Raw genomic sequence first — 25,451 nt, 5'->3', positions numbered from 1 at the left:
TCACCATGGGTTCCCTTTTCGAGTACGCACCGGCGCCCGAGTCCCGCTCGGTCGTCGACATCGCCCCCTCCTACGGCCTGTTCATCGACGGCGAGTTCACCGAGGCGGCCGACGGCAAGGTCTTCAAGACCGTCTCCCCGTCCACCGAGGAGGTCCTCTCCGAGGTCGCGCAGGCCGGCGAGGCCGACGTGGACCGCGCGGTGAAGGCCGCGCGCAAGGCGTTCGCGAAGTGGTCGGCGCTGCCCGGCTCCGAGCGCGCCAAGTACCTGTTCCGCATCGCCCGGATCATCCAGGAGCGCAGCCGCGAACTGGCCGTCCTGGAGACCCTGGACAACGGCAAGCCGATCAAGGAGACCCGCGACGCGGACCTCCCGCTGGTCGCCGCGCACTTCTTCTACTACGCGGGCTGGGCCGACAAGCTCGACCACGCGGGCTTCGGCGCCAACCCTCGTCCGCTGGGCGTCGCGGGCCAGGTCATCCCGTGGAACTTCCCGCTGCTGATGCTGGCGTGGAAGATCGCCCCCGCGCTCGCGGCGGGCAACACGGTCGTCCTCAAGCCCGCCGAGACCACCCCGCTGTCCGCCCTGTTCTTCGCGGACATCTGCCGCCAGGCGGGCCTGCCCAAGGGTGTCGTCAACATCCTTCCCGGGTACGGCGACGCGGGCGCCGCGCTGGTCGCGCACCCCGACGTGAACAAGGTCGCCTTCACCGGCTCCACGGCCGTCGGCAAGGAGATCGCGCGCACGGTCGCGGGCACGGACAAGAAGCTCACGCTGGAACTGGGCGGCAAGGGCGCCAACATCGTCTTCGACGACGCGCCCATCGACCAGGCCGTCGAGGGCATCGTCACCGGCATCTTCTTCAACCAGGGCCAGGTCTGCTGCGCGGGCTCGCGTCTGCTGGTCCAGGAGTCGATCCAGGACGAGCTGCTCGACGCCCTCAAGCGCCGTCTGTCCACGCTGCGCCTCGGTGACCCGCTGGACAAGAACACCGACATCGGCGCGATCAACTCCGCCGAGCAGTTGGCCCGGATCACCGCGCTCGCGGAGAAGGGCGAGGCGGAGGGCGCCGAGCGCTGGTCCCCTGCCTGTGAACTCCCCTCCACCGGCTACTGGTTCGCCCCGACGCTCTTCACGAACGTCACCCAGGCGCACACCATCGCCCGCGACGAGATCTTCGGTCCCGTCCTGTCGGTGCTCACCTTCCGCACCCCGGACGAGGCGGTCGCCAAGGCGAACAACACGCAGTACGGCCTCTCGGCGGGCATCTGGACCGAGAAGGGCTCGCGGATCCTCGCCGTCGCCAACAAGCTGCGCGCGGGCGTGATCTGGTCCAACACGTTCAACAAGTTCGACCCGACCTCGCCGTTCGGCGGTTACAAGGAGTCGGGCTTCGGCCGCGAGGGCGGCCGCCACGGCCTGGAGGCGTACCTCGCCCCGTCGAGCCCGGAGGGCGAGCGCTAAATGAGCACAGTTGAGAAGACGGAGAAGACCGAGCCGCGGCTGTCGGTCTTCAAGACCTACAAGCTGTACGTCGGCGGGAAGTTCCCGCGTTCCGAGAGCGGCCGGGTGTACGAGGTGACCGACACGAAGGGCAACTGGCTCGCGAACGCGCCGCAGTCGTCCCGTAAGGACGCCCGTGACGCGGTCGTCGCCGCGCGCAAGGCGTTCGGCGGCTGGTCCGGCGCGACCGCGTACAACCGAGGCCAGGTCCTCTACCGCGTCGCGGAGATGCTGGAGGGCCGCAAGGACCAGTTCGTCCGCGAGGTCGCCGAGGCCGAGGGCCTGTCGAAGGCGAAGGCGGCGGCGGTCGTGGACGCGGCCATCGACCGCTGGGTCTGGTACGCGGGCTGGACGGACAAGATCGCCCAGGTGGTCGGCGGCGCCAACCCGGTCGCGGGCCCGTACTTCAACCTGTCCTCCCCCGAGCCCACCGGCGTCGTCGCCGTGCTGGCCCCGCAGGAGTCGTCCTTCCTCGGCCTGGTCTCGGTGATCGCCCCGGTGATCGCGACGGGCAACACCGCGGTGGTGATCGCGAGCGAGAAGTCCCCGCTCCCGGCCCTCTCCCTCGGCGAGGTCCTGGCCACCTCCGACGTGCCCGGCGGTGTCGTCAACATCCTGTCCGGCGACACGGCGGAGATCGCCGCGCCCCTCGCCGCGCACCAGGACGTCAACGCGATCGACCTCGCGGGCGCCGGCGCCGGCCTGGCGAAGGACCTGGAGATCGCGGCGGCGGACAACCTCAAGCGCGTCCTGCGTCCACAGCCTGTGGACTACACCGCGACCCCGGGCATCGACCGCATGACGGCGTTCCTGGAGACGAAGACGGTCTGGCACCCCACCGGGGCGCTGGGCGCGGCGGGTTCGTCGTACTGACCCCCGCCTGACCCCCGCCCGACCTCCGTACGTTCCTTACGCGCACGAGCCGCGTCGCCCCCGTCCACGAGGCGGGGGCGGCGCGGCTCGCCGCGTGAGGGGGGTCCGGTCAGCTCTGCGGGGTGCCCGCGCCGAGCAGGCCGAGCACCTGGCCGACGACGGGAATGTGGCCGAACGACCGAGCCTCGGCGATGGGCGCGGTGAGGGCCTGGGAGGTGAGCGGCTTGAAGTCGGCGAGCTGGGTGCCGATGCCGTTGTTCAGGGGGTCCACGCCCGTGCCCGCGAGGGGGTTGGGCTTGAGGCCGGCGATGGGGCCCGTGGCGTAGCCGAGGGTGGTGGTGAGGGCGGAGAGGCCCGCCTGGGGGTCCACCTTGCCGAGGGAGGTCGGGCGGGAGGGGAGGTCCACGAGGGGCGCGGACGCGTCGGCGTGGGCCGTCGCCGCGCCCGCGCCGAGGGCCGCTCCGGCCGTCGCGAGGGCGATCAGGGCGCGCCGGGCCGGGTTCCGGGGAGTCCGGGGTGCGGAGTGTCGGGCCATCGCTGGTGCCACCTTCGGGTGCGCGGGGTAATGCTGTCGACACGTAGGGTAGTTGAGGTGTGACGCACGTTCCAAAGCCAACCCGCGTGGTCGGCAACGGCGCCGCCATGCGTCAAACTGGTGTTCCGTGAGCATCCATCCCCCGTACCCCGCCCGTGTGGTGCTGCTGTGCGGCCCGTCGGGTTCGGGCAAGTCACTCGTCGCCGCCCTCTGCGGGCTGCCCGTCCTGCGCCTCGACGACTTCTACAAGGAGGGCGACGACCCGACACTGCCGCTGGTGGACGGGAGCTCGGACATCGACTGGGACCATCCGCTGTCCTGGGACGCGGACGTGGCGGTGGCCGCCATCACCCGCCTGTGCGCGACGGGTTCGACGCCGGTGCCGGTGTACGACATCTCGCGCAGCGCCCGTACCGGCGAGGACACCCTCGGCATCGGCGACAGCCCGCTGTTCGTCGCCGAGGGCATCTTCGCGGCGGAGATCGTGGAGCGCTGCCGTGAACTGGGCGTGCTGGCGGACGCGCTGTGTCTGACCCGGGGCCCGCTCACCACCTTCCGGCGCCGCTTCCTGCGCGACCTGAAGGAGGGCCGCAAGTCGGTGCCCTTCCTGCTGCGGCGCGGCTGGCGCCTGATGCGTACGGAGCGCGCGATCGTCACCCGCCAGGTCGCCCTGGGCGCCCACCCCTGCGGGCGTGACGAGGCGCTGAACCGGCTGGCCGCGGCCGGGGCGGGGCACCTGCCGGCGCAGGGGGCGGCGGCGTAACCGCACCCGGCGCGCACCCCGCGTACACCACGCACCGCGCGCACCCGCCCGCATGACGAAGGGGCGGGACTGGTGGCCCCCCGGCCCGCCAGTCCCGCCCCTTTTCGCGCTCCCCCGTGATCCCCCCTGGTCCCCCGTACTTCCCGTGGGACCGCCCCCCAGCGGCCCCACGGTTTCCCCCGTTCCCCCGTTGGCCCCCCTCGGGCCTCGCCCCAGGGCTTCTCCCCCATAGCCCCGGGGCTTTCCCCGTCGGCCCGCCGGACTCCGGCGACCCTACGGAAACTCTCAGGCGACCAGTTCGCCGAAGGCGCTCTGTTCGTCGCGGCCGAGGCTGAGCACCTCGTCGTCGCGCAGCCGGCGCAGCGAGCGCCAGATGCTGGACTTCACCGTGCCGACGCTGATGCCGAGTATGTCGGCGATCTCCGGGTCGGTACGGCCCTCGTAGTAGCGCAGGACGAGCATCGTGCGCTGGAGTTCGGGCAGCCGGGCCAGCGCCTGCCACAGGACCGCGCGCAGTTCGGTGCCGCGCATCGCGTCCGTGCCGGCGGGCGTCTCCGGCAGTTCCTCGGTCGGGTACTCGTTCAGCTTGCGGCGGCGCCACGCGCTGATGTGCAGGTTGGTCATGGTCCGGCGGAGGTACCCGCCGACCGCGGCCTTGTCGCTGATCCGGTCCCAGGCCCGGTAGGTCGAGAACAGCGCGCTCTGCAGCAGGTCCTCGGCCTCGAACCGGTCACCGGTGAGGTGATAGGCGGTCGCGTAGAGGGAGGCGCGGCGCTCCTGCACGTAGGCGGTGAACTCCGCCTCCGTCAGGGAGCGCCGCTCCCCCTGCTCCTCCCCGTACGCGGCCGCCCCGTACGCCTCCCCCTGGCGTGCGTCGACCACCGTCATGTACCCGGTGTGCTGACGCCCGGTGCCGCGCGCGCACCCCCGTACGCTCCCGGGCTCCCGGCCGCGTTCCAGCAGCGCGGTGCCCGTGCCGGCACCGGACTTCTCGATCCCCCGGTGCACGTCGTGCAGACGTGTGACCACTGCGCTGGTGCTCATGCCGTGCGGCGTGTTCATCTCGCGCTCCCCGTCGTGGACTTCCGGTGTTCGGGCTGTTCGGTGCTGTTTCCCCCGTGCCGAAAAGCTTGCCGAACGACCTTCATGGCCGTGTCCGCCGACTGTCACAGGCCTGTCACAGGGGGCCCGCCCGGCGGGTCGTTCCCCTCCGCCGGGGATTCCGGATGGCAGGGCCATACGCCCTCTGACCTCGCCGTACCCGCCTCCTGCCGTAGTGCGCGGTGCGGCACGGGTCGTACGGGAGCCGGTGCATGGGCCAGAATGAGCCCGTGCCTTCCCTGTTGCTGATCGAGGACGACGACGCCATCCGTACGGCCCTGGAGCTCTCCCTGACGCGCCAGGGGCACCGGGTCGCCACCGCAGCCAGCGGCGAGGACGGTCTGAAGCTGCTGCGAGAACAGCGGCCGGACCTGATCGTGCTGGACGTGATGCTGCCCGGCATCGACGGGTTCGAGGTGTGCCGGCGCATCCGCCGCACCGACCAGTTGCCGATCATTCTGCTGACCGCGCGCAGCGACGACATCGACGTGGTGGTCGGCCTGGAGTCCGGCGCCGACGACTACGTGGTGAAACCGGTGCAGGGCCGCGTCCTCGACGCCCGGATCCGTGCCGTACTGCGGCGCGGGGAACGTGAGTCCAGCGACTCGGCGACCTTCGGCAACGTCGTCATCGACCGCTCGGCGATGACCGTGACGAAGAACGGCGAGGACCTCCAGCTCACCCCGACCGAGCTGCGGCTGCTCCTGGAGCTGAGCCGCCGGCCCGGCCAGGCCCTGTCCCGGCAGCAGTTGCTGCGCCTGGTGTGGGAGCACGACTACCTGGGCGACTCGCGCCTGGTGGACGCGTGTGTGCAGCGGCTGCGCGCCAAGGTGGAGGACGTGCCGTCCTCCCCGACCCTCATCCGCACGGTCCGTGGGGTCGGCTACCGCCTGGACGCGCCGCAGTGAGAAATCGAGGGGGACTCGGCCGCTGGCTGGCCGAGCGGGGGAGAAAGCCGGCCGGACTGCGGTTCACGAGCCTCAGACTGCGCCTCGTCCTGGTCTTCGGCCTGGTCGCGCTGACCGCCGCGGTGTCCGCGTCGGGCATCGCCTACTGGCTCAACCGCGAGGCGGTGCTCACCCGCGCCCAGGACGCGGTGCTGCGCGACTTCCGGCTGGAGATGCAGAACCGCGCGGGCGCGCTGCCCACGCATCCCACCCAGGACGAACTCCAGATCGCCGCCGGGCAGATGGCGGGCAGCAGCCAGCGCTTCAGCGTGCTCCTGGTCGCCCAGGACGCCGACCGCCGCACGGTGTACGGCAGTTCGGAGGGGCTGAACGGCTTCTCCCTGAAGGACGTGCCCGCTTCACTGTCGGCGGCCGTCAACAAGCAGCAGAAGACGAGCGGTTCGGGCGAGGCGCCGTACCACCTGTACTGGCAGCGGGTCACCGAGCACGGCACGCCGTACCTCATCGCGGGCACGAAGGTGATCGGCGGCGGCGCGACCGGCTACATGGCCAAGTCCCTCGAACCGGAGGCCAAGGACCTCAACTCCCTTGCCTGGTCGCTCGGTATCGCCACCGGCCTCGCGCTGATCGGCTCCGCACTGCTCGCGCAGGCCGCCGCGACGACCGTGCTGAAGCCGGTGCACCGGCTCGGGGTGGCCGCGCGCCGGCTCGGCGAGGGACACCTCGACACCCGCCTCCGGGTCTCCGGCACGGACGAACTCGCCGACCTGTCACGGACGTTCAACAACGCGGCCGCCGCACTGGAGAAGCGCGTCGCGGACATGGCCGCGCGCGACGAGGCGTCCCGGCGCTTCGTCGCCGACATGTCGCACGAGCTGCGCACCCCGCTGACCGCGATCACCGCCGTCACCGAAGTCCTGGAAGAGGAGCTGGAGTTCGAGGGCGGGGGCATAGACCCGATGATCGAGCCCGCGGTACGGCTCGTGGTCAGCGAGACCCGGCGGCTGAACGACCTCGTGGAGAACCTGATGGAGGTCACCCGCTTCGACGCGGGCACCGCCCGGCTGGTCCTGGACGACGTCGACCTCGCCGACCAGATCACCGCCTGCATCGACGCCCGCGCCTGGCTGGACGCGGTCGACCTGGACGCCGAACGCGGCATCCACTCCCGGCTCGACCCGCGCCGCCTGGACGTCATCCTCGCCAACCTCATCGGCAACGCCCTCAAGCACGGCGGTTCACCGGTGCGGGTCTCGGTACGCATCGACGGCGACGACCTGGTCATCGCCGTACGGGACCACGGGCCCGGCATCCCCGAGGACGTCCTCCCGCACGTCTTCGACCGCTTCTACAAGGCCAGCGCCTCCCGCCCCCGCTCCGAGGGCAGCGGGCTCGGCCTGTCCATCGCGCTGGAGAACGCCCACATCCACGGCGGCGAGATCACGGCCGCCAACTCCCCCGACGGAGGCGCCGTGTTCACCCTGCGGCTGCCCCGGGACGCCTCGGACCTGACCGAGGAGGAGGGCGAGGACGGCAAGGACGACACGGGCGGCGGCGTGGTCGGGGACGGGCCTGTGGGGAGTGGTCCCAACTCCGGTTCAGGCGGCCGGGGTTCCGGCTCCAGTGGCTCGGGCTCCGGCTCCGGCTCCGGCTCCGGCGGGGAGGGGCGCGCATGAGGGTCCGTACGCTGCGGCCGCTGCTCGCGCTGCCCCTGCTGGGCGTGCTGCTCGCCGGGTGCGGCATCCGGCCCACCGAGGTGCCGACCGACTTCGGGCGGGCGCCCTCACGGGTGCCCTGCTCGCTCACCGGCTCCGGCCTGCCGGACGGGTCCGCGCACGGCGTGCCCGTCCAGGTCTTCCTGCTGTGCGAGTCGTCGCTGGTCGCGGTGGACCGTACGGTACGGGTGCCCGAGGGCACCCCGGACGCGCGGCGGCGGATCATGGTCGCCGAGGGCCTGCTCGACCAGCTCGCCGCCGCCCCCTCCACCGGGGAGCGCGCGGCGGGCTACGCGACCCGGGTGCCGGGCGCCCTCGGTGTGTCCGGGCCGGGCCACGACGACCCCGAGGACGCGCTCCGGCTGAGCACCCCGCCCTCCCGGCTCTCCTCCTACGCCCTCGCCCAGGTCGTGTGCACCCTCTCCGACTCCACGGCGACCGAGGAGGACGGCGCGGTGGTGCTCGGCGGCCCCGGCACCGGCGCCCTGCGCCGCTACGAGTGCACCGACGACGTACGCGACCGGCCGGGCCGTACGGAACCGCCGTCCAGCGCGGTGGACCGGGACTGAGCCGGGCCGCCGCCCGGGGTGGCGCGGGTGCCGCGGTGGGCGGCGAGCGGCGAGCGGCGAGCGGCGGCGTGCCGTACGGCGGTGTGGCGCATGCCTCACGGGGGCGTGCGTGGTGCGTGCGGAACCGATCGTGCGGGGTGGCGCGTCTTGGGGGACGTGCAGCGTCAAGGCTCCATCGGCGGCAATGCCGTGATCCGCATCCGTGTGACAGGGGGCGTCCTCCTCGTCGCGCACCTCGCCCTCGTCGCCTGGCTGACGCTGCGTCCACTGGACGTGCCCTGGGTACGGCCCGCCAATCTGCGCCCGCTGGCCGGCATCCGCGCCGATCTGGCGCTGGGCTGGCCCGACGCGGCCGCCCGCATCGGCGCCGGACTGGCCCTGCTGGCGCCGCTCGGCTTCCTCCTGCCCATGGCCGACGGCCGACTCACCGTCTCCCTGCTCGGCTCCCTCTTCCGCACGGCCGCGACGGGCGCCCTGATCTCCCTGGGCATCGTGCTGGCACAGACCGGCGTACCGGGTCGCGTCGCGGACGTGGACGCACTGCTGCTGAACACCGCCGGAGTGATCCTCGCCCACCTGGCCTTCGTCCCGACAGGACGCGCCTGGCTGCGACGACGGGCCCGAGGCGGCGAGCAGGAACCGGTCACGGCCGAGACGCCTCAGGGCCGGACCCCGACGATTCCGCGGGTGGGGATCGTGCCGTAGCGGACGGCTCCGTCAGAGCCGGCGGGATTCCTCGGCCGGCGCCGTGTCCCCGTCCTCCCCCGCCGTCGCCGGCCGGCCGGCGAGGAGCCGGAGGCCCTCCTCGGCGGGCGTGCCCGGGGCCGCGCTGCAGACCAGGACGTTCAGGCCGCTGTCGTCGGGCAGGCTCATGGTCTCCTGGTCGAGTTCCAGGTCGCCGACGAGCGGATGGTTGACGCGCTTGGTGCTGTCGCGGAGGACATGCACGTCCTGCGAACCCCACAGCACACGGAACTCGTCGCTGCGGGCGGACAGTTCACCGATGAGCTGGGACAGCTCCCGGTCGTAGGGGTTGCGTCCCGCCTCGACACGCAGCGCGCCCACGGTGAAGCGGGCCATGCGCTCCCAGTCGACGTAGAAGCGCCGGGCGGCGGAGGTGAGGAACGTGAACCGGGCGACGTTCCCCCCGCAGGCCGCGTCGGCGAACATCTCCGTGTACAGCACACGCCCCAGGGCGTTGGAGGCCAGCGTGTCGAGCCGGTTGTTCATGACGAACGCGGGCATCCCCGGCATCCCCGTGACGATCCGTGCCACGCTCGGCCGCACCGTCGCCGAGGTCCGCCGCTGCCGGGCCCGCGCACCGGGCGCGGGACCGGCGGCGCGGGCGAGGTCGTAGAGGTACATCCGCTCGGTCGCGTCGAGCCGCAGCGCCCGGGCGAGGGCGTCCAGCACGCTGTCGGAGACGCCCTGGAGGTTGCCGCGCTCCAGGCGCGTGTAGTACTCGACGCTCACCCCGGCGAGCGTCGCGACCTCACCCCGGCGCAGCCCGGGCACCCGCCGCCGCCCGTACACCGGCAGCCCCGCCCGGTCGGGGGTGATCCTGTCGCGCCGGGACCGCAGGAAGGCGCCGACCGCGTCCCGGTTGTCCATGGGGACAGCGTAGGCAGCGCGCACCGGCCGTGAGGGGTCCTGCCATTACCCCTCACGGCGGGGACTCCCGTGGCGCGGCCGTGTCCCGTTGCATGGTGGGTGAGCGCTGACGACAGGCTCGTACGTGTACGGGACGGCGATGACGGATCCCGTACGGCACCCCCCTACTGGACGGCGAGGGAAGCACCATGACCACCACCTGGTTCATCACCGGCACCTCCTCGGGCTTCGGCCGGCTGCTCACCGAACGGCTGCTGGCCCGGGGCGACCGGGTCGCGGCCACGCTCCGCAGGCCAGGGGCGCTGGACGAGCTCCGCGCGGAGTACGGTGACCGGCTCTGGACCGCCCGGCTCGACGTCACCGACACCGAGGAGGTGCGCCGGGTCGTGGACGAGGCGTTCCGGGACCTCGGCAGGATCGACGTCGTCGTCAACAACGCCGGTTACGGCGTGGTCGCGTCCGTGGAGGAGGCGTCCGACGAGCAGATCCGCCGCGTGGTCGACACCAACCTGATCGGCTCCGTCCAGGTCATCCGCGCCGCGCTCCCCCACCTGCGTGCCCAGGGCGGGGGCCGTGTCCTCCAGGTGTCGACCGCGGGCGGGCAGACGACCTATCCGGGGTTCGGGTACTACCACGCGTCCAAGTGGGGCATCGAGGGGTTCTGCGAGACCGCCGCGCGGGAGATCGCGCCGTTCGGCGTGGCCCTGACCATCGTGGAGCCGGGCGCGACCCCGACCAACTTCGGTGCCGCCCTCGACACCGCACCCCCGCTGACCGCGTACACGCACACCCCGGCGGGCGAGACCCGGCAGGCGCTCGCCGACGGGCGGTTCCCGGTGCCCAACAGCGCGGAGAAGATCGCGGACGCGATGATCGGCCTGGTGGACTCCGGCGCGACACCGCTCCGGCTGCCGCTCGGCCCGGACACCTACGACGACGTACGGGCGGCGCTGGCGGCGCGGCTGGCGGAGCACGAGGCGCACAAGGAGGTGGCGTACTCGGTGGCGGCGGGTTAGGCGGCGGGCCGGAGGTCGCCCGGAGGGCCCCCTCAGGGGTGGACCCTGAGGAATTCCAGGGTTGTTGTCGCTCGTCGGGGTGATGAATTCGCCCCCTTTGCCCTCGTACCGTGGAATCACAGACGGGGGCGGCGCATCGGCCGCCGACCGGCCACCGGCCCGCTCACGGGCCGCCGACGACGACGGAGGAACCGCCATGACCGCCCTTGCCCGCCCCACCGACGGCCGCATGATCGGCGGAGTGTGCGCAGCGCTGGCGCGCCGCTTCGGCACCTCGGCGACGACGATGCGGGTGATCTTCCTGCTGTCCTGTCTGCTGCCCGGCCCGCAGTTCCTGCTCTACATAGCCCTGTGGATCCTGCTGCCGTCCGAGGACAGGGCGCGTACGAACGCCTGGTGACCCCATGCGCGAGCCGCCGGCGCGTCCCGGACACCTCCGGGCGCGACGACGGCTCGCGGGTACTGCGGTATCAGCCGAGCGGGATGCCGTTGACGGGCAGACCGTGGGTGGGCAGGCCCTTGAGCGGCAGACCGCCGAGCAGCCCGGCGACCGGCGCGGCCGGACCCTGGGCGAGGACCTTCTGGACGGCCGGCTGCGCGGCGGCGAGCCCGCTGCCGACGGCACCCTGGCCCTGGGTGAGGGCCCCGGTGGCGCCCGGGAGCGTCTTGGTGACGGAGTCCAGGCCCTGCGGAGCGGCCGGGGCCGCGTTGGCGGCACCGGCGCCGACGGCGGCGAAAGCGGCACCGAGCGCGGCGACACCGAGGGTCTTGACGGCAGACTGCTTCATGGTGAATGGCGTCCTTGAATGCGAGAAACGGGGATCTCATTCGATGAGCGGCCTCCGACCGTAAACGCGCCGAACCGTCCCCCGCAAACACCGAAATGCGGACGACCTGTGAATGCGTGTCCGCATTCACTGCCCCAACCAGCCTCACCCGGCCGCCCGTTCGAAAGATAACCCCTGCTAGACGCCCCACCCCTGAACAGGCATTCGCCCCACCCTCCCTCGCATCCGCATTCGAGGGCGTCATTCCCCACCGCACCCCGTTCATCGAAAGGAATGAACCCTGTTTTCATCGCATTGACGGAGAAGCGACCCCGGTAAATCACACTCCCGCCCGAACACCCGTCCCCGGCACACCGCCACGCCGTCCCACCCTCCCCCGCCCGCCATCGGCCACACGTTCGGTCGATACGCAACGGTGACCGCCGTGAAGGGTTTGGTTCCCTGCCGCTTCTGACACTGTTCTGGCATGGGACAGCAAGCGGCGCCGGTCCGAACGGCCAGGCTGGGGAAGGCGGTCGGCTCCGGGCCGGGCGCGGTGAGTGGGGTGGTCCTGCTGCTCGCCGGGGGCGCGGAGGTGTCCGAGCGTCAACCGTTCCCCCTTTCCGCGGGGCTGGTCCGGGCGCTGGGGCGCCGGCTCGCCCGTACCGGCCGGAGCGACGGGCTCGCCGTCCATACGGTGCGGTACCGGTATCGAGGGTGGAACGGCACCGAGGCCCACCTCGCGGCGGACGCCTCCTGGGCGGCCGACGAGGTGGTGCGGCGGTACGGCGATGTGCCGGTGTGCCTGGTCGGGCTGCACATGGGCGGACGGGCGGCGCTGCGCGCCGGGGGCCATGAGGCCGTCAACTCCGTGGTCGCGCTGGCGCCCTGGCTGCCCGAGGAGGACGTGGCGATGCCTCCCGAGCCGGTGAAGCAGCTGGTGGGGCGCCGGGTGCTGATCGCACACGGCACCAATGACGAGCGGTCCGACCCGGAGCTGTCCTTCCGTCTCGCGGCCCGCGCCAAGAAGGTGAACCGGGACGTGTGCCGCTTCGAAGTGCACGCCGACGGCCACGGCTTGCACCAGTACCGGGACGAAGTGGTCGCCCTCACCGAGGACTTCGTCCTGGGCGCCCTCTTCGGGCACACGGTGTCCCGCCCGGTGGAGGACGCCCTCGCGGCACCGCCGCCGATAGGGCTGCGGATGCCGCTGGCGTCCGGCTTCGGCCGCTCGCTGCGTAAGTAGGGGATGCGGAAAGCTCAGTTGGGCAGCAGGCTGCCCCGACGGGAGAGGAGGAACTTCTTGAAGGCGGCCACCGGTGGGGTGTCCGGCCGGTCGGCCAGCCAGGCGACGCCGATCTCGCGTACCGCGCGCGGTGCCGTCACGGTCAGCTCGACCACGCCCGGCCTCGGCACGGTGGGCGGCGGCAGCAGCGCGACCCCGAGCCCGGCCGCGACCAGACCGCGCAGGGTCTCGGTCTCCTCGCCCTCGAAGGCGACCCTCGGCCGGAACCCGGCCTCGCGGCACAGGTCGTCGGTGATCCGGCGCAGCCCGTAGCCGGGCTCCAGGGTCACGAAGGTCTCCTCGGCGGCCTCGGCGAGCCGGATGCGGCGGCGCGCGGCGAGGTGGTGGTCGGCCGGTACGACCAGGCGCAGCTTCTGCTCGTCCAGCCGGCGGGCGACCAGGTCCGGCGCGTCCGGCACCGGCGAGGTCAGACACAGGTCCAGTTCGCCGGCGCGCAGCCGCTCCAGCATGGCCTCGCCGTAGTTCTGCACGAGGCTGAAGCGGATGCGGGGGTGGTCGGCGCGGAAGGCCTGGAGCAGGCCGGGCACGGTCTCCGGGCCCATGGTGTGCAGGAAGCCGAAGGCGACCTTGCCGGTGGCGGGGTCGGCGTCGGCGCGGACCTCCTCGGCGGCGCGTTCGACCTCGGCGAGGGCGCGCTCGACGGAGGTGAGGAAGGTGTGGCCGGCGGGGGTGAGGGAGACGGTGCGGCCGTGCCGGGCGAACAGGCCGACCCCGAGGTCCTGCTCCAGGCGGACCATCGCGCGGGACAGGGTGGACTGGGGGACGTTCATCTCCCGCGCGGCCCGGGTGACGTGCTCGGTGCGGGCCACCCCGGCGAAGTAGGCGAGGCGGGGCGCGAGCAGCATCGCCATGTCTTCTGTGTCACCGGACGGTGACAGGCGCGGCTGTGACCTGTGCTGATGCTCCATGGGAACGATTATGGCGATTCCATGCATTGGACGGATGAGCGGGAGCGTACGTAGCGTCGAAGCATGTCTCCCGCCAGTACCGGGGCGTCCATCCGCGTGGACGCCGGCACGCCCGTCCCCTCCTCCGAAGCCGTAGCGGCAGCCCAGGCTCCCGAGGCCGCGAAAGCCGCAGTGGCCGCCGAGGCCGCAGTAGCCGTAGACGCCCCCGCGACCGCGGTGGCCGCAGAGGCCGCAGACTCGCGCATGACGCCCGGCGGTCCCGGCTACCGCCGTATGAGCCTCGCCCTCTTCCTCGCCGGAGTCGCGACCTTCGCGCTGCTCTACTCCACCCAGGCCCTGCTCCCGCTGATCTCCGACGACCTCGGGGTCGCGGCGGGCGAGGCGAGCTGGACCGTGGCCGCCGCGACCGGCGGGCTCGCACTGTTCGTGCTGCCGATGAGCGCGCTGTCCGAGCGCTTCGGGCGCCGTACGGTCATGACGGCCTCCCTGGCGGTCGCGGTCGGCGTCGGCATGCTGGTGCCGTTCGCGCCGTCGATCGGCGCGCTGGTCGCGCTGCGCGCGGTGCAGGGCGCGGCGCTGGCCGGGCTGCCCGCCTCCGCGACGGCGTATCTGGCCGAGGAGGTCCGCCCGAAGGCGCTGGTCACGGCGATCGGTCTGTTCGTGGCGGGCAACAGCGTGGGCGGCATGAGCGGCCGGGTGATCACCGGCTGGGTCGCGCAGGAGTGGGGCTGGCGGACGGCCGTCGGCGTGATCGGCGTGGTGGCGGTGGCGTGCGCGGTGGCGTTCCGGCTGCTGCTGCCCGCGCCGCGCCACTTCCGGACGGGTTCGCTGCGCCCGCGCGTGCTGGCCGGCACGGTCCGCGACCACCTTTCGAACCCGCTGCTGCGCCGCCTGTACGCGATCGGCGCGCTGTTCATGATGGTGTTCGGCGGGGTGTACACGGTGATCGGCTACCGCCTGACGGAGGCGCCGTTCTCGCTGCCGCAGGGCATCATCGGCTCGATCTTCCTGGTGTACCTGGTCGGCACGGTCTCCGCGTCCACCTCGGGCCGCCTGGTGGGCCGCCTCGGCCGCCGGGGCGCGCTGTACACGGCGGCGGGGACCACGGCGGCGGGCCTGCTGCTCTCCCTGGCCCCGGCGGTGCCGCTGGTGCTGCTCGGCCTGGTGCTGATCACGGCCGGTTTCTTCGCGGGCCACGCGGTCGCGTCCTCCGCGGTCGGCCGTACGGCCACGCACGGCCGGGCGCAGGCCTCCGCGCTGTACCAGTCGGCGTACTACATCGGCTCCAGCGTGGGCAGCACGGTCGGCGCGCTGGCGTTCCACTCGGACGGCTGGGCGGGCACGGTGTCGGTCGGGCTCCTGGCGGTGCTGGGCGTCGTCACGATCACGCTGCTGGGTACGCGGGCGGCGCGGCGGGAGGCGGTTCTCGCGTAGCCGGACGCACGCCGGTCTCTGCCCGGTCCGGGCCCGCGATCCAGCGGCCCCGGACCGGGCATTTCCGTACTCCGGGGGTGATTGTCAGTGGGCTGCGATAGCTTCCGGAGTACTGGGGCGCGACGAGGCGCGATCAGGACGGCCACGGGGGTGGACCATGGGCGAGGGTACGGCGACGGCGGAGCTGGACACCGCGCTGGAGAAGCACAGGACCGAGCTGACCGGGTACTGCTACCGGATGCTGGGCTCGTCCTTCGAGGCCGAGGACGCGGTGCAGGACACCCTGGTGCGCGCCTGGCGGGGGTACGAGAAGTTCGAGGGCCGCTCCAGTCTGCGCTCGTGGCTGTACCGGATCGCGACGAACGTGTGCCTGGACATGCTGGCGGCGAGCGGCAAGCGGGCCCGGCCGATGGACCTGACGGAAGCGACGCCCCTGGCCCGGGCCGCCCTGTCACCGCGCCCGGACCACACCTGGCTGGAGCCGGTGCCGGACGCGCGGGTGCTGCCCTCGGTGGAGGACCCGGCGGAGGCGGCGGTCGCGCGGGAGTCGATCCGGCTGGCGTTCATGGCCGCGCTCCAGCAGCTCCCGCCCAAGCAGCGGGCGGTGCTGATCCTGCGCGAGGTACTGGCCTGGCGGGCGAGCGAGGTCGCGGAACTCCTCGGCACGACGGTCGCCTCCGTGAACAGCGCCCTCCAGCGCGCCCGCGCCACCCTCGCCGACCGCGCGGACACCGGGGCCGACGCGGCGGTCTCCGACCCCCTGGACGAGGACCAGAAACGGCTCCTGGAGCGCTACGTGACGGCGTTCGAGGGGTACGACATGACAGCCCTCACCGCGCTGCTCCACGAGGACGCGGTGATGACGATGCCCCCGTTCGACCTCTGGCTGCGCGGCCCGGCCGACATCACGGGCTTCATGTCGACGATCGGCGCCTCCTGCGCGGGCTCGCGCCTGCTCCCGGTCGAGGTCAACGGTCTCCCCGGCTTCGCCCACTACAAACCCGACCCCGAAAAGGGCGGCTTCAGCCCCTGGGCGATCCAGACACTGGAGATCTCAGAAGGCCGCATCACCGGTTTCCACTGCTTCCTGGACACCCCCCGCTGGTTCCCCCTCTTCGACCTCCCCCTCCACCTCCACCTGGAGCCCGACGAGCCCGAGAAGCGCGACTAGAGCGGGCACGGCACCACGCAGCCGTATCCGCCCGCCTGCACGACACGCGGCGAGCTCGAGCCGGGCAAGCAGCTCGATATGGACCAGTGACGGGGGCCGGCCCAGCCCGCCCACGTCACACACGACCACCCCACTCCCCCCGGCCAGCCTCCGCACCTCATCGGACAGCCCCGTCACCTCATCACGAGTGACGGGGCCACGCAGCACGAGCACGGGGTGATCGGTCCTGGGGTCCACCTCCGGTAGACCGGGCGGACGGGAACGACTCATCGCACGGGGTCCGCAGTGGTCCCGGATTCCGGCGGTCCCCTTGTCCTGCCGCAGCGCGGTTTCCCACCCGCCCGGGAACTGGCGCCGTCAGTCCGCCCGGAGTTCCTCGATGACCTGATCCGCCATACGCCGCGCGGGCACCCGACGGGGGTCCTGTGGGTGGGCGTGCGGTCCGAGGAGCCGTACTAGATACACCGCAGGCGGGCGCCGCACCGCTCGCGTACGCATCACATGAGTGCCGCCCCAGTCCTACCCTGGCTGGGGCGGCACTCCCTTCTCTCCGAGCCCCATGAGGAACCGCGCGTGTCCATGTCTCGCATGCCTTTCGATCAACTCCCCGCCGACGTCCGCCAAGCTGTCACCGACAAGACCGGCGCCGTGCATCGAGCGGTGACCATGACCGGCGGCATGAACTCCGGTGTCGCCTCCGTCCTGGAGACCGAGAGCGGAAGCGTTTTCGTGAAGGGCATCGCGAGTGATCATCCGCAGGTCGCAGCACAGCGGCGCGAGGCGGAGATCGCCCCCCACCTGCCCACGTCCTGTCCCCGCCTGTACTGGCACCTGGAAGTCGGTGGATGGAGCCTTCTCGGATACGAGGTCCTCAGCGGTCGCCACGCCGACTACAGGCCCGGCTCAACCGACTTGGTGCTCGTAGAAGCCGCGCTCACCGAACTGCAACGGGTCACCGCTCCGGCCGACATCGAGATCAAGGACGCGGTGGACCGCTGGGCGGATTACGCTCCGCCCGGAACGCTCCAGCACTTCAGTGGCAACACCCTGCTGCACACCGACTTCGCACCGCACAACGTCCTGATCGCCGACAGGCGTGCTCGCCTCATCGACTGGGCGTGGCCTACGCGCGGGGCGGCGTGGATCGATCCAGGCGCCTTGGCGCTGAGGCTCATGGAGGCTGGCCACCCGGCGGAGGACGCGATCGTGTTCGCAGGCCGCTTCCCGTCGTGGCGGAACACCGATCCGGAGGCACTGGCGGCATTCGGTTCCGCATCTGCGGCGCTGTGGCGAGAGATCGCCGAGGAGGATCCAACGCCGTGGAAGCAGCGGATGGCCGAGCGGGCCGCTGCGTTCAGGCTCATACTCCACAGAGGGTCCACGCCCGCCGTCGGACCTACCTCGTCTTGAACTCGATCTTTCCGGTACTCATACGGAAGTTCCCACTCGAGTACAGCGTGGGTCGGGCCTCAACGTGGTTTCCGCTGTACTTCTCCACGTGCCGGATCTCCACACCGCCTGGAAATTGAAGTCGATCAGGGCAATGGCGACCCCGTATGACAGGTCTCGCCCGCCTCATCCATCGCGAGATCGACCACCACCTCGATGGGTGCTCTACACGGCCCGCATGAAGACCGGGCTCATCCCGATCCCGGTCGAGGACTACCGCCAGACCGGTCAGGCGTGAGCCTACGAGTGATCCTGAGGTCCTACAACGACGCGGGCTTCACCAGTTCAGCAGAGGAGGAACGTGCGAACCGTGGCGCCAAGAGAACGCCAGGCATAGGGGCGTTCAGCGCTACTGCGCGGAGTCGGCAGGGACGGATGTTGCTTCCAGGGCCTTTTCGATGGCCGTTATGGCGTCAGTAAGCCGACGGTAGATGGGCGTCGAACGTCCCATGCGCCTCAGGCCGTGCTGCAACGGATCGCGCATGTGCTTCTCGCAGACGACGAAGTCCGCGTATCCGGCCGCGCAGGAAAGGTAGATCATGTCAGTCAGGTCATTAGGGCGCCACCTCGTCCCCTTATTGAGGTGCCGACTCTGAAGCATCTCCCGGAAGAGGCCGACAGCAGGAGACTCGCCAATGGCCCGCACCCAGCCTTTGAAGCCCCAGCGCCGGAAGAGTTCCTTCGAAACGTCCGCCGCCGCTGCCTCCTCGGCCAGTTCCCGCTGCAGATCTGTCACGAGATGGATGTCAATGGCCCTGCGTTTCTGTTGTGAGTCCTGATCAAGCTCATCCAGCCAGTCACTGAACCGCTGGCTTGCCGCGGTCCACCCGGTGTCCGGCCCCTCCCCGACCCTCTGGGTGTCGAGCATGGCATCGATGGAGCCGGAGGCAGCGACTAGCGCCTCCGGCTGGAAAACAAAGTGGTTCTGGAACGTAGACGGCATCTCAGCACCAGCCCCGGCCCAGCGGGTAGGGGAGTGAAGAGCATCCGGGTCGAGAGTGAAAACCGGGGCATCACGCACGTTGCCGGGTCGATCTAGTCGGTGGCAAAAGGCATCGTGAATCTCGTTTCGTCGGACCTGCAGCGGATCACGCATCTGCCAGCCCCGGCTGTACTGAAGGATCGTCAACCCGAGATCGTAGCGCTTATCCGTGCTGAACCGTTTGCCGGTCTCGTAGTAATGGCCGGCAGAAGCAGGCAAGACGATCCGGCGTTGGTCCACCCATTCTTTGAGTCTCAGGGCAGCGGCTCGATCTGCCTCGCTGCTCGTCGGCGCACCGTGGGAAGCGTTGTTCAGCAAGCTCCACTGGTTCTGGTCGAGGTACACGACGAGCCGTCCTGCCAACTGATCAGGGGCCCCTGCCAGTGGCATTTCGAAGAGGACCTGATCACCGCTCAGGGTGGTGGCGAGGAGGGCTGCCAAGGCTGGACTGAAGTCCAGTCTGGCTATGACGCTCGTGTCCTCGAACGGGGAGGGGTCCAGGGGGAACCGGGCCTGCTTCCCATCCGAGCGGGTGAAGATGGTGCACGATGCCGCGCGATCCATCGTGACGAGCTTGATGGCGGGGGTGCTTTCGTCTTCCACAGCACCCATCTTGCGGCGCTTCTCCGAGAACGTGAACAGTATTAATTTCGCATACGTCTCCTTCAGCACGATCCGGATTCCGCCAGGGCACACATTGCTGCTCGGCGTTGGAGCGCCCTCCGCGCAGCGTGGCAATGCTGCGGTTGAGGTCAGGTGCCTGCCCCGCACACCAGGTCGGATCCCTACGTTGTTTCTAGGGCCAATTTGGGCGCCAAGCGCGGAACACAGCTCCCCACAGGCTTCGAGCAGGCGCTCCCGGGTTCAGCTCAGCAGCCCACTCACGGCATGCGCGAGAGCCTCTCCGCTCTGCTGGACAACGGTCCCGAGAACGAGTGCCGGCAGCGCCTGCGCGACCCCCCTCAACGTGGTCGCGCTCTCGGCCGGGGCCGTGAGCGAGCCGTCTACCGTGCCCGCCATGGCCCTCAGCGCCTCTGCGTGCTGTAGACCCGCCGCGTTGCGGTCCAGATCCTCGCGGAACGCGATGAGGAGATCCCGTACGGCCTCGACGTCGGTGGTCCCGTCTGCCGATGCAGCCTGGTACACGCGTGAAATGTTCTGCCCGACGACATTCTGGAGTGGGGCGATGTTGTTGCCGCCGATACTGATGCCCGACCCGTGCCCCGGTTCGGATGTGGGGTCCGGTCGGCGTCGTCCGATGGCCATTACTTTCCTCCTTATTTAGCGGGGCCTTGCCCAATGTTGCTGTTGCCGTTGCCGACGACGTTCTGGATGGGCGCATTGTTGTCGCCATAGATCTGGATGTTGTTGGTCACGGCGGCTACTTGCTGGTCGTATGCGGTGGTGTCGATGCCCCGGTCGCGCAGGTAGGAGGCAACCGTGCGGAAGACGCAGGTCTCTATGAGGACGACGTGGCGCTTGGCGTCGTCGCTCTGGTGCATATCAGTGACTTCCTCGGTCGAGTACCGGTCCCTGATGCTCACCGGGTCCTCTTCCTCTACGTGACTCTCGATGCTCTCGCCGAGACCGATACGGGCCACCCTTCGCCACAGAGTGAGCGGACCGACAACTGCATCCAGGAGAGCCTGCACCGTTACCCATCTCCACAGCCGCATGCCGCGCTGCCTGGCAGAGGCAGCCGTCACTTTCAGCTCGTTGTAGAGCGGGGTCATCACGTGCGGTCGCACGGTCAGCCTCAACTCACCCGCTTCCAGGGCAGCGTGCACGAAAACGCTGACCACGACCTGGCCGTTCCAGGTGATGCACTGCGCGCGTAGGTAGAGGCGTTCTGGCTCACTGGAGGGCGACTTACGGCCCCTGCCCGCCAGGTCTGGGGCTTCCCCGTTTCCCTCCCGGGTCCGCTGTAGCCAGAGGTGGGACGGTAGCCCGAGCACCCGCTCCATGGAGAACCCTGGCAGCGGGTCCGTGATCTCCCTTACGCCACGGCCCAATTCGTCAAGTGCGGCACCTACACGCCGCAGTAGTTCGGCTTCACCGAAGGACTTGACCGGCTCCTCAGGATCTTTAGGCTTCAGAGGGATGTTGATGTGGGCGGCTCCCCAATGATCACGGCCGGCACCGATGAAGTGCTGCGAAGCGTCGTAGGGCAGGAGACGCCCCTCCTGCTCCTCTCCGAGCACGGATACCCTCCGGGCGGCCTTCGGCGTCGCCCACGGCAATGCATCGCGGGAGACCTTCTCGCGGCTCAACACGGACAGCGCGGATCTCGCAAGGAGCCGGTCCCCGGCATACACCACCACCATCCCGGCGAGAATGCCGAACGGCACTACGGCTAGGCCAAGACGAGTCGTCGACACCACGTCCCCACCCGAGTGGTAGGGCACCAGCGCAAGCAGCCATGGGATGACGAGAGGTAGGTATGCCAGACGTGGGCGACGGGCCAATCGACTGTTGCGCCTCTGTTTGCGCTGGGCTCGAAACGCTGCCCACCTCATGGTGAGAGCGATCGTGATTGCCCCCAGCCAGATCGCTGTCGCCCAAGGAGTGACGTACCCGACTCCTGCCAGAAGCAGCAGGAAGCACAGACGCCGTAGGCGCTTCCCTCGGTGCGCACGCACACTGTGCCTCACCACAGGGACAAGATCGAACCCATAGGACGGCACGGGAGCCGACGGGCCATTCAGTACATGGTCGACAACCCACTGAGCCGTCGGTTCACCCAGCGGAGGGCAGTCGTCGCTACCCTCCAGGTATATGGGCCGACGAGTGCTACGACGCGGCCTCTTCGCGGGCGCGTTTTTGCCCCGGAACTTCCGCCACCAGCCCTTGAGTTCCTTCACTCGGTCCGGACGCGCGTACACCGCCTGACACAGAAGCCTCGTCACCTCGGTGGCCGTCGGCTCCACCTCGGCAGGCCGAGGGGTATCAGCTAGGTGCGGTGCCCGCTGCGTGGGGACACCCGGCCATTGGCCGGCTCCCGACTCCTCGTGCCTCTTCCTCCCCCGGGCCTTGGTACCCCAGGCAGCTCCCATATGTTCCCCCGTTCTCACTTACGGCGGGCATCTTCACGGCGAATGGCGGAGACCGCCAGACCGCAAAAGCGACATTGTGCACAACAGGCCGCAGCGCGCGGATGAATGGCCGAAATATGTTCAGCTGCGACAGACCGAGGCCCTGCGAAGATCCACCAGTGAACGAGAGGGAATGAAAGCGGAACTCAGCCCACCGAACGGATCTCGCGGAAGGTGTGCATCCACTTACCCAGGAGATTAGGTTCTGCCAACAGATCGGTTTCGATGCACGACCTGAAGGTTTTCCCTATCTAACTGAACCACTGACATCCGTCGCCGACCACCAGCGCGTAGCTGGCCACGGAGCAGACGGCGCTCACGAACTGGGGCTCACCTTGGGGCGCGCTCGTGAACTGGGCTTCAGCTCCGTGATTGGATGGCGCGTTGCCGGCCGCGACGACCGCACATCCGGCTCGTAATGGAACATCTCATCGATACGTTCGAGATCATTTTCGGTAAAGTACACAAACTTGCCGATCTTCCCATGCGGCAGCTCCATGATGTGGGCCCGCAGCCAGTTCTCACTGACGCGCAATTCTCGGGCCACCTCGGGGTATGTCATCCGCCCTTTACGCTTAGGGTCGCAAGGCTTCTTTTTTGAACGGCCGCCGATCAGGCAGCGACTGTAGGCCACCTTGGGTCCCTCAGAACTCATGCTTGCACCGCGCAATCTCCGAGCAGGCGAGGCAATGCCGACGAGCTCAGCTCTCACCCGCCCAGTGTGACACCAGTTAGGCCGTCGCTAGGCAGCACCGTTCTGACGCCCACCCACCGCAAGGACGTTCCGTCGAACCATCAACCTCGTCAGACAGGCAGAAGCTCGATGATGCGCGTAACGCGACCCCAGCCCGCTACCAGAGTCGCAGCGAGGACACTCGCTCCCAGAGTTAGCCACGGGCGCAGATCGTCGCCCACACCGATGACCGGCAGTACGCGTGCCGTGAGCACCGCCGCAACCATGGCTGCGACGATTGCCAGCGCGATATGAGCCGACTCGAGCCAGGTGTTGCGCAAGCGGGACACAGGCCGTACCTCCTGTAGCCGCTCGCTAGACAGAAGGGCTGCCTGCTGACCACACAAGTGATTCTCAGCGATGGCCAACTGCAGACGCGCAAGCTCGGTGAGCGCACGCGCCGGAGCCACATCCACTTGATGCAGCGCGACCCGTTGCGCACCGGCGACGAGCGCGGCATGCCGCTTGATCGGTCGAAGTCTGGAAGAACGCCGCGGGACCGAACGCGCGATGGTGTGCACCTGAAAGAGGCGCTGCTCGACAAGTCTGCAGCTTCGGTCTACATTCCGGAGCGCTTTGGCCTTCGCCCTTCCCCGAGGCGCTGCGCTTGCCTCGGCGCCGGCGATGACAGCGTCGATCACCGCTCGGACCAATCGATATTGCGCAGTCGAACTCCACCGCATCGCATGCAATACAGGCACGAAAATCACCCCGAACATGATCACCAGAATGACCATCCAGTCACTAAAACTCATGGCCACTTGGTTCTCCGGTTTACCCATCCACCGGTAGTGCTCCACTGCCTTGATGCCCCATGCCCAGTGCAGCCACGCAACTCCAGATTCCACTAGCGCGAGCGAGACTCGGACGGCTGCCCATACGGCGAACCAACCGCATATGACGGCCAGCGCACAAGCTCCATAACGAGGGCGCCAGGATCCAAGAACGCCGTGTACTCCCGGTGCCTCAGCAACCGGAATGCCCAACGACTCCATGGCCGCATCCAGCTCGCTCCTCCGAGTCCCGGCCCAGCCCCACCTCTGGCTGGATCTCCTCTGCCAGAGCCTGTGGCGAGCCCAGAGCCGGATGGCCCAATGCTCCAGTCGTACGTCCCACGCCGCCATAGAAGTCCCCCAGCCCAGTCCGCTTCAAATGGTGTGGAGCCGCATTATGGGGCATCCGATGCCCTCGCCACTGCGAGTTTCTACAGCACGGTCTAGCGCGCGCTTGGTTGCATCTCGGGTTGCGTTCACCGATGTACGACGCCGTTCGCGGACCACACCAGTCACGGTCGTACCGCAGGTACGGACGCTCCCGCACACCCCAGAACCCCTAAATGGACATTTAGGAAAGCGTGCTGGGCCCCCACGAAGAGCCAGCGCATGCCGGACGTAACGTGCGCGAGATCAGGGCGGTGGGGCGCGAGTCCCGGTGGAACGGGACGACGACGCACTCTCGGCGCCCGCCGCAACAGGCTCACCCGACACGCAAACTTGCTGCTGCAACCACAGCGGTCCGCGCCGATCCTGCAGGTAGCCGCTCCCCATTGGGAGAAATCCGGGAGATGATCTTCCAGCCGAGGCCCACCGAGCCCACGCGAGGCCACTCCGCACCATGCGTCTGACCAGCACAGATACCCATCGCTACCGGTCGTGATCCTTTCCGAACCTCATTCGGGACGAAGAAATCCCCGGATCAGGCGATCCGCCCCAGCACCACAGGCGAAGCCGCAAACTCCGTGCCGGACGGCGCGATGTCGAACGACCCCTCCGTCGCTTCCAGGGCGTACTCGAAGCGGTCCGGGGTGTCGGTGTGGAGGGTGAGGAGGGGCTGGCCGGCGGTGACCTGGTCGCCGGGCTTGGCGTGCATCTCCACGCCCGCGCCTGCCTGGACCGGGTCCTCCTTGCGGGCGCGGCCCGCGCCGAGGCGCCAGGCGGCGAGGCCGATGTCGTAGGCGTCGAGGCGGGTGAGGGTGCCGGAGGCGGGGGCCAGAACCACGTGCTGTTCGCGGGCGACGGGGAGGGTCGCGTCCGGGTCGCCGCCCTGGGCGGCGATCATGCGGCGCCAGACGTCCATCGCGGAGCCGTCGGCGAGGGCCTTGGCCGGGTCGGCGTCCTTCAGGCCGGCCGCGTCGAGCATCTCGCGGGCCAGGGCGAGGGTCAGTTCGACGACGTCCGCCGGACCGCCGCCCGCGAGGACCTCCACGGACTCGCGGACCTCCAGGGCGTTGCCCGCGGTGAGGCCGAGCGGGGTGGACATGTCGGTCAGCAGGGCGACCGTCTTCACGCCGTGGTCGGTGCCGAGGCCCACCATGGTGGAGGCCAGCTCACGGGCGTCGTCCAGGGTCTTCATGAAGGCGCCGGAGCCGACCTTCACGTCCAGGACCAGGGAACCGGTGCCCTCGGCGATCTTCTTGGACATGATGGAGGAGGCGATCAGCGGAATCGCCTCCACCGTGCCCGTCACGTCGCGCAGGGCGTACAGCTTCTTGTCGGCGGGGGCCAGGCCGTCGCCCGCCGCGCAGATCACCGCGCCGACGCCGTCCAGCACCGACAGCATCTCCTCGTTGGAGAGCAGCGCGCGCCAGCCGGGGATGGACTCCAGCTTGTCGAGGGTGCCGCCGGTGTGGCCGAGGCCGCGGCCGGAGAGCTGCGGTACGGCCGCGCCGCAGGCCGCCACGAGGGGCGCCAGCGGCAGCGTGATCTTGTCGCCGACGCCACCCGTGGAGTGCTTGTCGGCGGTCGGGCGGGACAGCGAGGAGAAGTCCATGCGCTCGCCGGAGGCGATCATCGCGGCGGTCCAGCGGGCGATCTCCCGGCGGTCCATGCCGTTGAGCAGGATGGCCATGTTGAGGGCGGCCATCTGGTAATCGGCGACCTCGCCGCGGGTGTACGCGTCGATGACCCAGTCAATCTGTTCGTCGGTCAGTGCGGCGCGGTCCCGCTTGGTGCGGATGACGGAGATGGCGTCCATGGGCAGGGTGTTCCTTCCGGGAGGTGCAGGTGTACGGCCCCCC

At 70.0% G+C, this 25,451-nt stretch carries 25 protein-coding genes; 13 read left to right on the top strand and 12 right to left on the bottom strand.

Translation table 11 applies throughout. From position 1 onward, the window contains the following. Window positions 1-5 precede the first annotated feature (5 nt). Window positions 6-1,463, top strand: a complete 1,458-nt coding sequence (locus tag AB0898_RS08615) for an aldehyde dehydrogenase family protein (RefSeq protein ID WP_366802089.1) — start codon at window positions 6-8, stop codon at window positions 1,461-1,463. Then, entirely contained in the window at window positions 1,464-2,375 is a 912-nt protein-coding gene (locus AB0898_RS08610) for an aldehyde dehydrogenase family protein (RefSeq protein WP_366802088.1), read from the top strand. A 109-nt stretch (window positions 2,376-2,484) separates the two neighbouring features. Here the strand turns inward: AB0898_RS08610 and AB0898_RS08605 are convergent, their stop codons facing one another. After that, on the bottom strand, window positions 2,485-2,910 hold the full coding sequence (locus AB0898_RS08605) for a hypothetical protein (protein WP_366802087.1): 426 nt from the start codon (window positions 2,908-2,910) through the stop codon (window positions 2,485-2,487). A gap of 160 nt (window positions 2,911-3,070) precedes the next feature. Between AB0898_RS08605 and AB0898_RS08600 the strand changes: the two genes are divergently transcribed. Further along, window positions 3,071-3,673: a uridine kinase gene (locus AB0898_RS08600; RefSeq protein ID WP_366802214.1), complete on the top strand. Its 603-nt coding sequence runs from the start codon at window positions 3,071-3,073 to the stop codon at window positions 3,671-3,673. 285 nt (window positions 3,674-3,958) lie between these two features. Here AB0898_RS08600 and AB0898_RS08595 read toward each other — a convergent pair whose 3' ends face one another. After that, entirely contained in the window at window positions 3,959-4,735 is a 777-nt protein-coding gene (locus AB0898_RS08595) for a SigE family RNA polymerase sigma factor (protein WP_366802086.1), read from the bottom strand. Between the two features lie 269 nt (window positions 4,736-5,004). Here AB0898_RS08595 and afsQ1 point away from each other — a divergent pair, with 269 nt between their 5' ends. The 4 genes from afsQ1 (at window position 5,005) to AB0898_RS08575 (ending at window position 8,671) form a co-directional block, all read left to right on the top strand. Continuing rightward, window positions 5,005-5,682 (top strand): two-component system response regulator AfsQ1, encoded by a 678-nt coding sequence (gene afsQ1 / locus AB0898_RS08590; protein ID WP_026248263.1) that lies wholly within the window; start codon window positions 5,005-5,007, stop codon window positions 5,680-5,682. Then, window positions 5,679-7,358 (top strand): HAMP domain-containing sensor histidine kinase, encoded by a 1,680-nt coding sequence (locus tag AB0898_RS08585; RefSeq protein WP_366802085.1) that lies wholly within the window; start codon window positions 5,679-5,681, stop codon window positions 7,356-7,358. The genes afsQ1 and AB0898_RS08585 overlap by 4 nt, the downstream gene beginning before the upstream one ends. Beyond that, complete coding sequence (locus tag AB0898_RS08580; RefSeq protein WP_366802084.1) at window positions 7,355-7,966, top strand: hypothetical protein; 612 nt, start codon at window positions 7,355-7,357, stop codon at window positions 7,964-7,966. The genes AB0898_RS08585 and AB0898_RS08580 overlap by 4 nt, the downstream gene beginning before the upstream one ends. Before the next feature lie 156 nt (window positions 7,967-8,122). Beyond that, window positions 8,123-8,671, top strand: coding sequence for a VanZ family protein (locus AB0898_RS08575; protein ID WP_366802213.1), 549 nt, complete (start codon window positions 8,123-8,125; stop codon window positions 8,669-8,671). A gap of 12 nt (window positions 8,672-8,683) precedes the next feature. On the opposite strand, the gene AB0898_RS08570 is transcribed toward AB0898_RS08575, so the two are convergent. Beyond that, complete coding sequence (locus AB0898_RS08570) at window positions 8,684-9,577, bottom strand: helix-turn-helix transcriptional regulator (RefSeq protein ID WP_366802083.1); 894 nt, start codon at window positions 9,575-9,577, stop codon at window positions 8,684-8,686. 188 nt (window positions 9,578-9,765) lie between these two features. Between AB0898_RS08570 and AB0898_RS08565 the strand changes: the two genes are divergently transcribed. Further along, window positions 9,766-10,593, top strand: coding sequence for an SDR family oxidoreductase (locus AB0898_RS08565; protein WP_366802082.1), 828 nt, complete (start codon window positions 9,766-9,768; stop codon window positions 10,591-10,593). A gap of 196 nt (window positions 10,594-10,789) precedes the next feature. Then, a complete protein-coding gene (locus tag AB0898_RS08560; protein WP_366802081.1) occupies window positions 10,790-10,993 on the top strand; it encodes a PspC domain-containing protein in 204 nt (67 codons plus the stop codon). A 70-nt stretch (window positions 10,994-11,063) separates the two neighbouring features. Here the strand turns inward: AB0898_RS08560 and AB0898_RS08555 are convergent, their stop codons facing one another. Continuing rightward, complete coding sequence (locus tag AB0898_RS08555) at window positions 11,064-11,381, bottom strand: ATP-binding protein (RefSeq protein WP_161178709.1); 318 nt, start codon at window positions 11,379-11,381, stop codon at window positions 11,064-11,066. 466 nt (window positions 11,382-11,847) lie between these two features. Here AB0898_RS08555 and AB0898_RS08550 point away from each other — a divergent pair, with 466 nt between their 5' ends. Next, window positions 11,848-12,606 carry an alpha/beta hydrolase gene (locus AB0898_RS08550; protein ID WP_366802080.1) on the top strand — a complete coding sequence of 253 codons (759 nt, stop codon included), beginning with the start codon at window positions 11,848-11,850 and terminating at the stop codon, window positions 12,604-12,606. A gap of 14 nt (window positions 12,607-12,620) precedes the next feature. Here AB0898_RS08550 and AB0898_RS08545 read toward each other — a convergent pair whose 3' ends face one another. Beyond that, a complete protein-coding gene (locus AB0898_RS08545; RefSeq protein WP_366802079.1) occupies window positions 12,621-13,574 on the bottom strand; it encodes a LysR family transcriptional regulator in 954 nt (317 codons plus the stop codon). A 63-nt stretch (window positions 13,575-13,637) separates the two neighbouring features. Here AB0898_RS08545 and AB0898_RS08540 point away from each other — a divergent pair, with 63 nt between their 5' ends. Then, on the top strand, window positions 13,638-15,008 hold the full coding sequence (locus AB0898_RS08540; protein ID WP_366802078.1) for an MFS transporter: 1,371 nt from the start codon (window positions 13,638-13,640) through the stop codon (window positions 15,006-15,008). Between the two features lie 157 nt (window positions 15,009-15,165). Beyond that, window positions 15,166-16,179: a sigma-70 family RNA polymerase sigma factor gene (locus tag AB0898_RS08535; RefSeq protein ID WP_366802077.1), complete on the top strand. Its 1,014-nt coding sequence runs from the start codon at window positions 15,166-15,168 to the stop codon at window positions 16,177-16,179. On the opposite strand, the gene AB0898_RS08530 is transcribed toward AB0898_RS08535, so the two are convergent. Further along, complete coding sequence (locus AB0898_RS08530) at window positions 16,063-16,449, bottom strand: STAS domain-containing protein (protein ID WP_366802076.1); 387 nt, start codon at window positions 16,447-16,449, stop codon at window positions 16,063-16,065. The two genes, AB0898_RS08535 and AB0898_RS08530, sit on opposite strands and share 117 nt — an antisense overlap. Before the next feature lie 309 nt (window positions 16,450-16,758). On the opposite strand from AB0898_RS08530, the gene AB0898_RS08525 reads away from it, so the two are divergent. Continuing rightward, a complete protein-coding gene (locus tag AB0898_RS08525; protein ID WP_366802212.1) occupies window positions 16,759-17,589 on the top strand; it encodes an aminoglycoside phosphotransferase in 831 nt (276 codons plus the stop codon). A 388-nt stretch (window positions 17,590-17,977) separates the two neighbouring features. Here AB0898_RS08525 and AB0898_RS08520 read toward each other — a convergent pair whose 3' ends face one another. The 6 genes from AB0898_RS08520 to AB0898_RS08495 all read right to left on the bottom strand — a co-directional run bounded on the left by AB0898_RS08520 (window position 17,978) and on the right by AB0898_RS08495 (window position 25,414). After that, a complete protein-coding gene (locus AB0898_RS08520) occupies window positions 17,978-19,282 on the bottom strand; it encodes a hypothetical protein (protein ID WP_366802075.1) in 1,305 nt (434 codons plus the stop codon). 192 nt (window positions 19,283-19,474) lie between these two features. Next, the gene (locus tag AB0898_RS08515; protein WP_366802074.1) at window positions 19,475-19,876 is read right to left on the bottom strand and encodes a hypothetical protein; all 402 of its coding nucleotides are present in this window, start codon (window positions 19,874-19,876) and stop codon (window positions 19,475-19,477) included. Between the two features lie 11 nt (window positions 19,877-19,887). Then, complete coding sequence (locus AB0898_RS08510) at window positions 19,888-20,991, bottom strand: hypothetical protein (protein ID WP_366802073.1); 1,104 nt, start codon at window positions 20,989-20,991, stop codon at window positions 19,888-19,890. 1,027 nt (window positions 20,992-22,018) lie between these two features. Further along, window positions 22,019-22,414: a helix-turn-helix domain-containing protein gene (locus AB0898_RS08505; protein WP_366802072.1), complete on the bottom strand. Its 396-nt coding sequence runs from the start codon at window positions 22,412-22,414 to the stop codon at window positions 22,019-22,021. Window positions 22,415-22,506: 92 nt separating this feature from the next. Further along, window positions 22,507-23,235: a hypothetical protein gene (locus AB0898_RS08500; RefSeq protein WP_366802071.1), complete on the bottom strand. Its 729-nt coding sequence runs from the start codon at window positions 23,233-23,235 to the stop codon at window positions 22,507-22,509. An 895-nt stretch (window positions 23,236-24,130) separates the two neighbouring features. Next, complete coding sequence (locus AB0898_RS08495) at window positions 24,131-25,414, bottom strand: thymidine phosphorylase (protein WP_366802211.1); 1,284 nt, start codon at window positions 25,412-25,414, stop codon at window positions 24,131-24,133. Between the last annotated feature and the right edge of the window lie 37 nt (window positions 25,415-25,451).

The organism is Streptomyces sp. NPDC005435 (genome assembly GCF_040703155.1).
GTDB lineage: Bacteria > Actinomycetota > Actinomycetes > Streptomycetales > Streptomycetaceae > Streptomyces.
This window is presented reverse-complemented; position numbering and strand designations above follow the sequence as displayed.

Coding starts and splice junctions, on each gene's coding strand:
- AB0898_RS08560 (WP_366802081.1), top strand. CDS start 10,790: ATGACCGCCCTTGCCCGCCCCACCGACGGCCGCATGATCGGCGGAGTG.
- AB0898_RS08535 (WP_366802077.1), top strand. CDS start 15,166: ATGGGCGAGGGTACGGCGACGGCGGAGCTGGACACCGCGCTGGAGAAG.
- AB0898_RS08615 (WP_366802089.1), top strand. CDS start 6: ATGGGTTCCCTTTTCGAGTACGCACCGGCGCCCGAGTCCCGCTCGGTC.
- AB0898_RS08545 (WP_366802079.1), bottom strand. CDS start 13,574: ATGGAGCATCAGCACAGGTCACAGCCGCGCCTGTCACCGTCCGGTGAC.
- AB0898_RS08570 (WP_366802083.1), bottom strand. CDS start 9,577: ATGGACAACCGGGACGCGGTCGGCGCCTTCCTGCGGTCCCGGCGCGAC.
- AB0898_RS08605 (WP_366802087.1), bottom strand. CDS start 2,910: ATGGCCCGACACTCCGCACCCCGGACTCCCCGGAACCCGGCCCGGCGC.
- AB0898_RS08515 (WP_366802074.1), bottom strand. CDS start 19,876: ATGGCCATCGGACGACGCCGACCGGACCCCACATCCGAACCGGGGCAC.
- AB0898_RS08550 (WP_366802080.1), top strand. CDS start 11,848: ATGGGACAGCAAGCGGCGCCGGTCCGAACGGCCAGGCTGGGGAAGGCG.
- AB0898_RS08530 (WP_366802076.1), bottom strand. CDS start 16,449: ATGAGTCGTTCCCGTCCGCCCGGTCTACCGGAGGTGGACCCCAGGACC.
- AB0898_RS08565 (WP_366802082.1), top strand. CDS start 9,766: ATGACCACCACCTGGTTCATCACCGGCACCTCCTCGGGCTTCGGCCGG.
- AB0898_RS08610 (WP_366802088.1), top strand. CDS start 1,464: ATGAGCACAGTTGAGAAGACGGAGAAGACCGAGCCGCGGCTGTCGGTC.
- AB0898_RS08595 (WP_366802086.1), bottom strand. CDS start 4,735: ATGAACACGCCGCACGGCATGAGCACCAGCGCAGTGGTCACACGTCTG.
- AB0898_RS08555 (WP_161178709.1), bottom strand. CDS start 11,381: ATGAAGCAGTCTGCCGTCAAGACCCTCGGTGTCGCCGCGCTCGGTGCC.
- AB0898_RS08580 (WP_366802084.1), top strand. CDS start 7,355: ATGAGGGTCCGTACGCTGCGGCCGCTGCTCGCGCTGCCCCTGCTGGGC.
- AB0898_RS08540 (WP_366802078.1), top strand. CDS start 13,638: ATGTCTCCCGCCAGTACCGGGGCGTCCATCCGCGTGGACGCCGGCACG.
- AB0898_RS08525 (WP_366802212.1), top strand. CDS start 16,759: ATGTCTCGCATGCCTTTCGATCAACTCCCCGCCGACGTCCGCCAAGCT.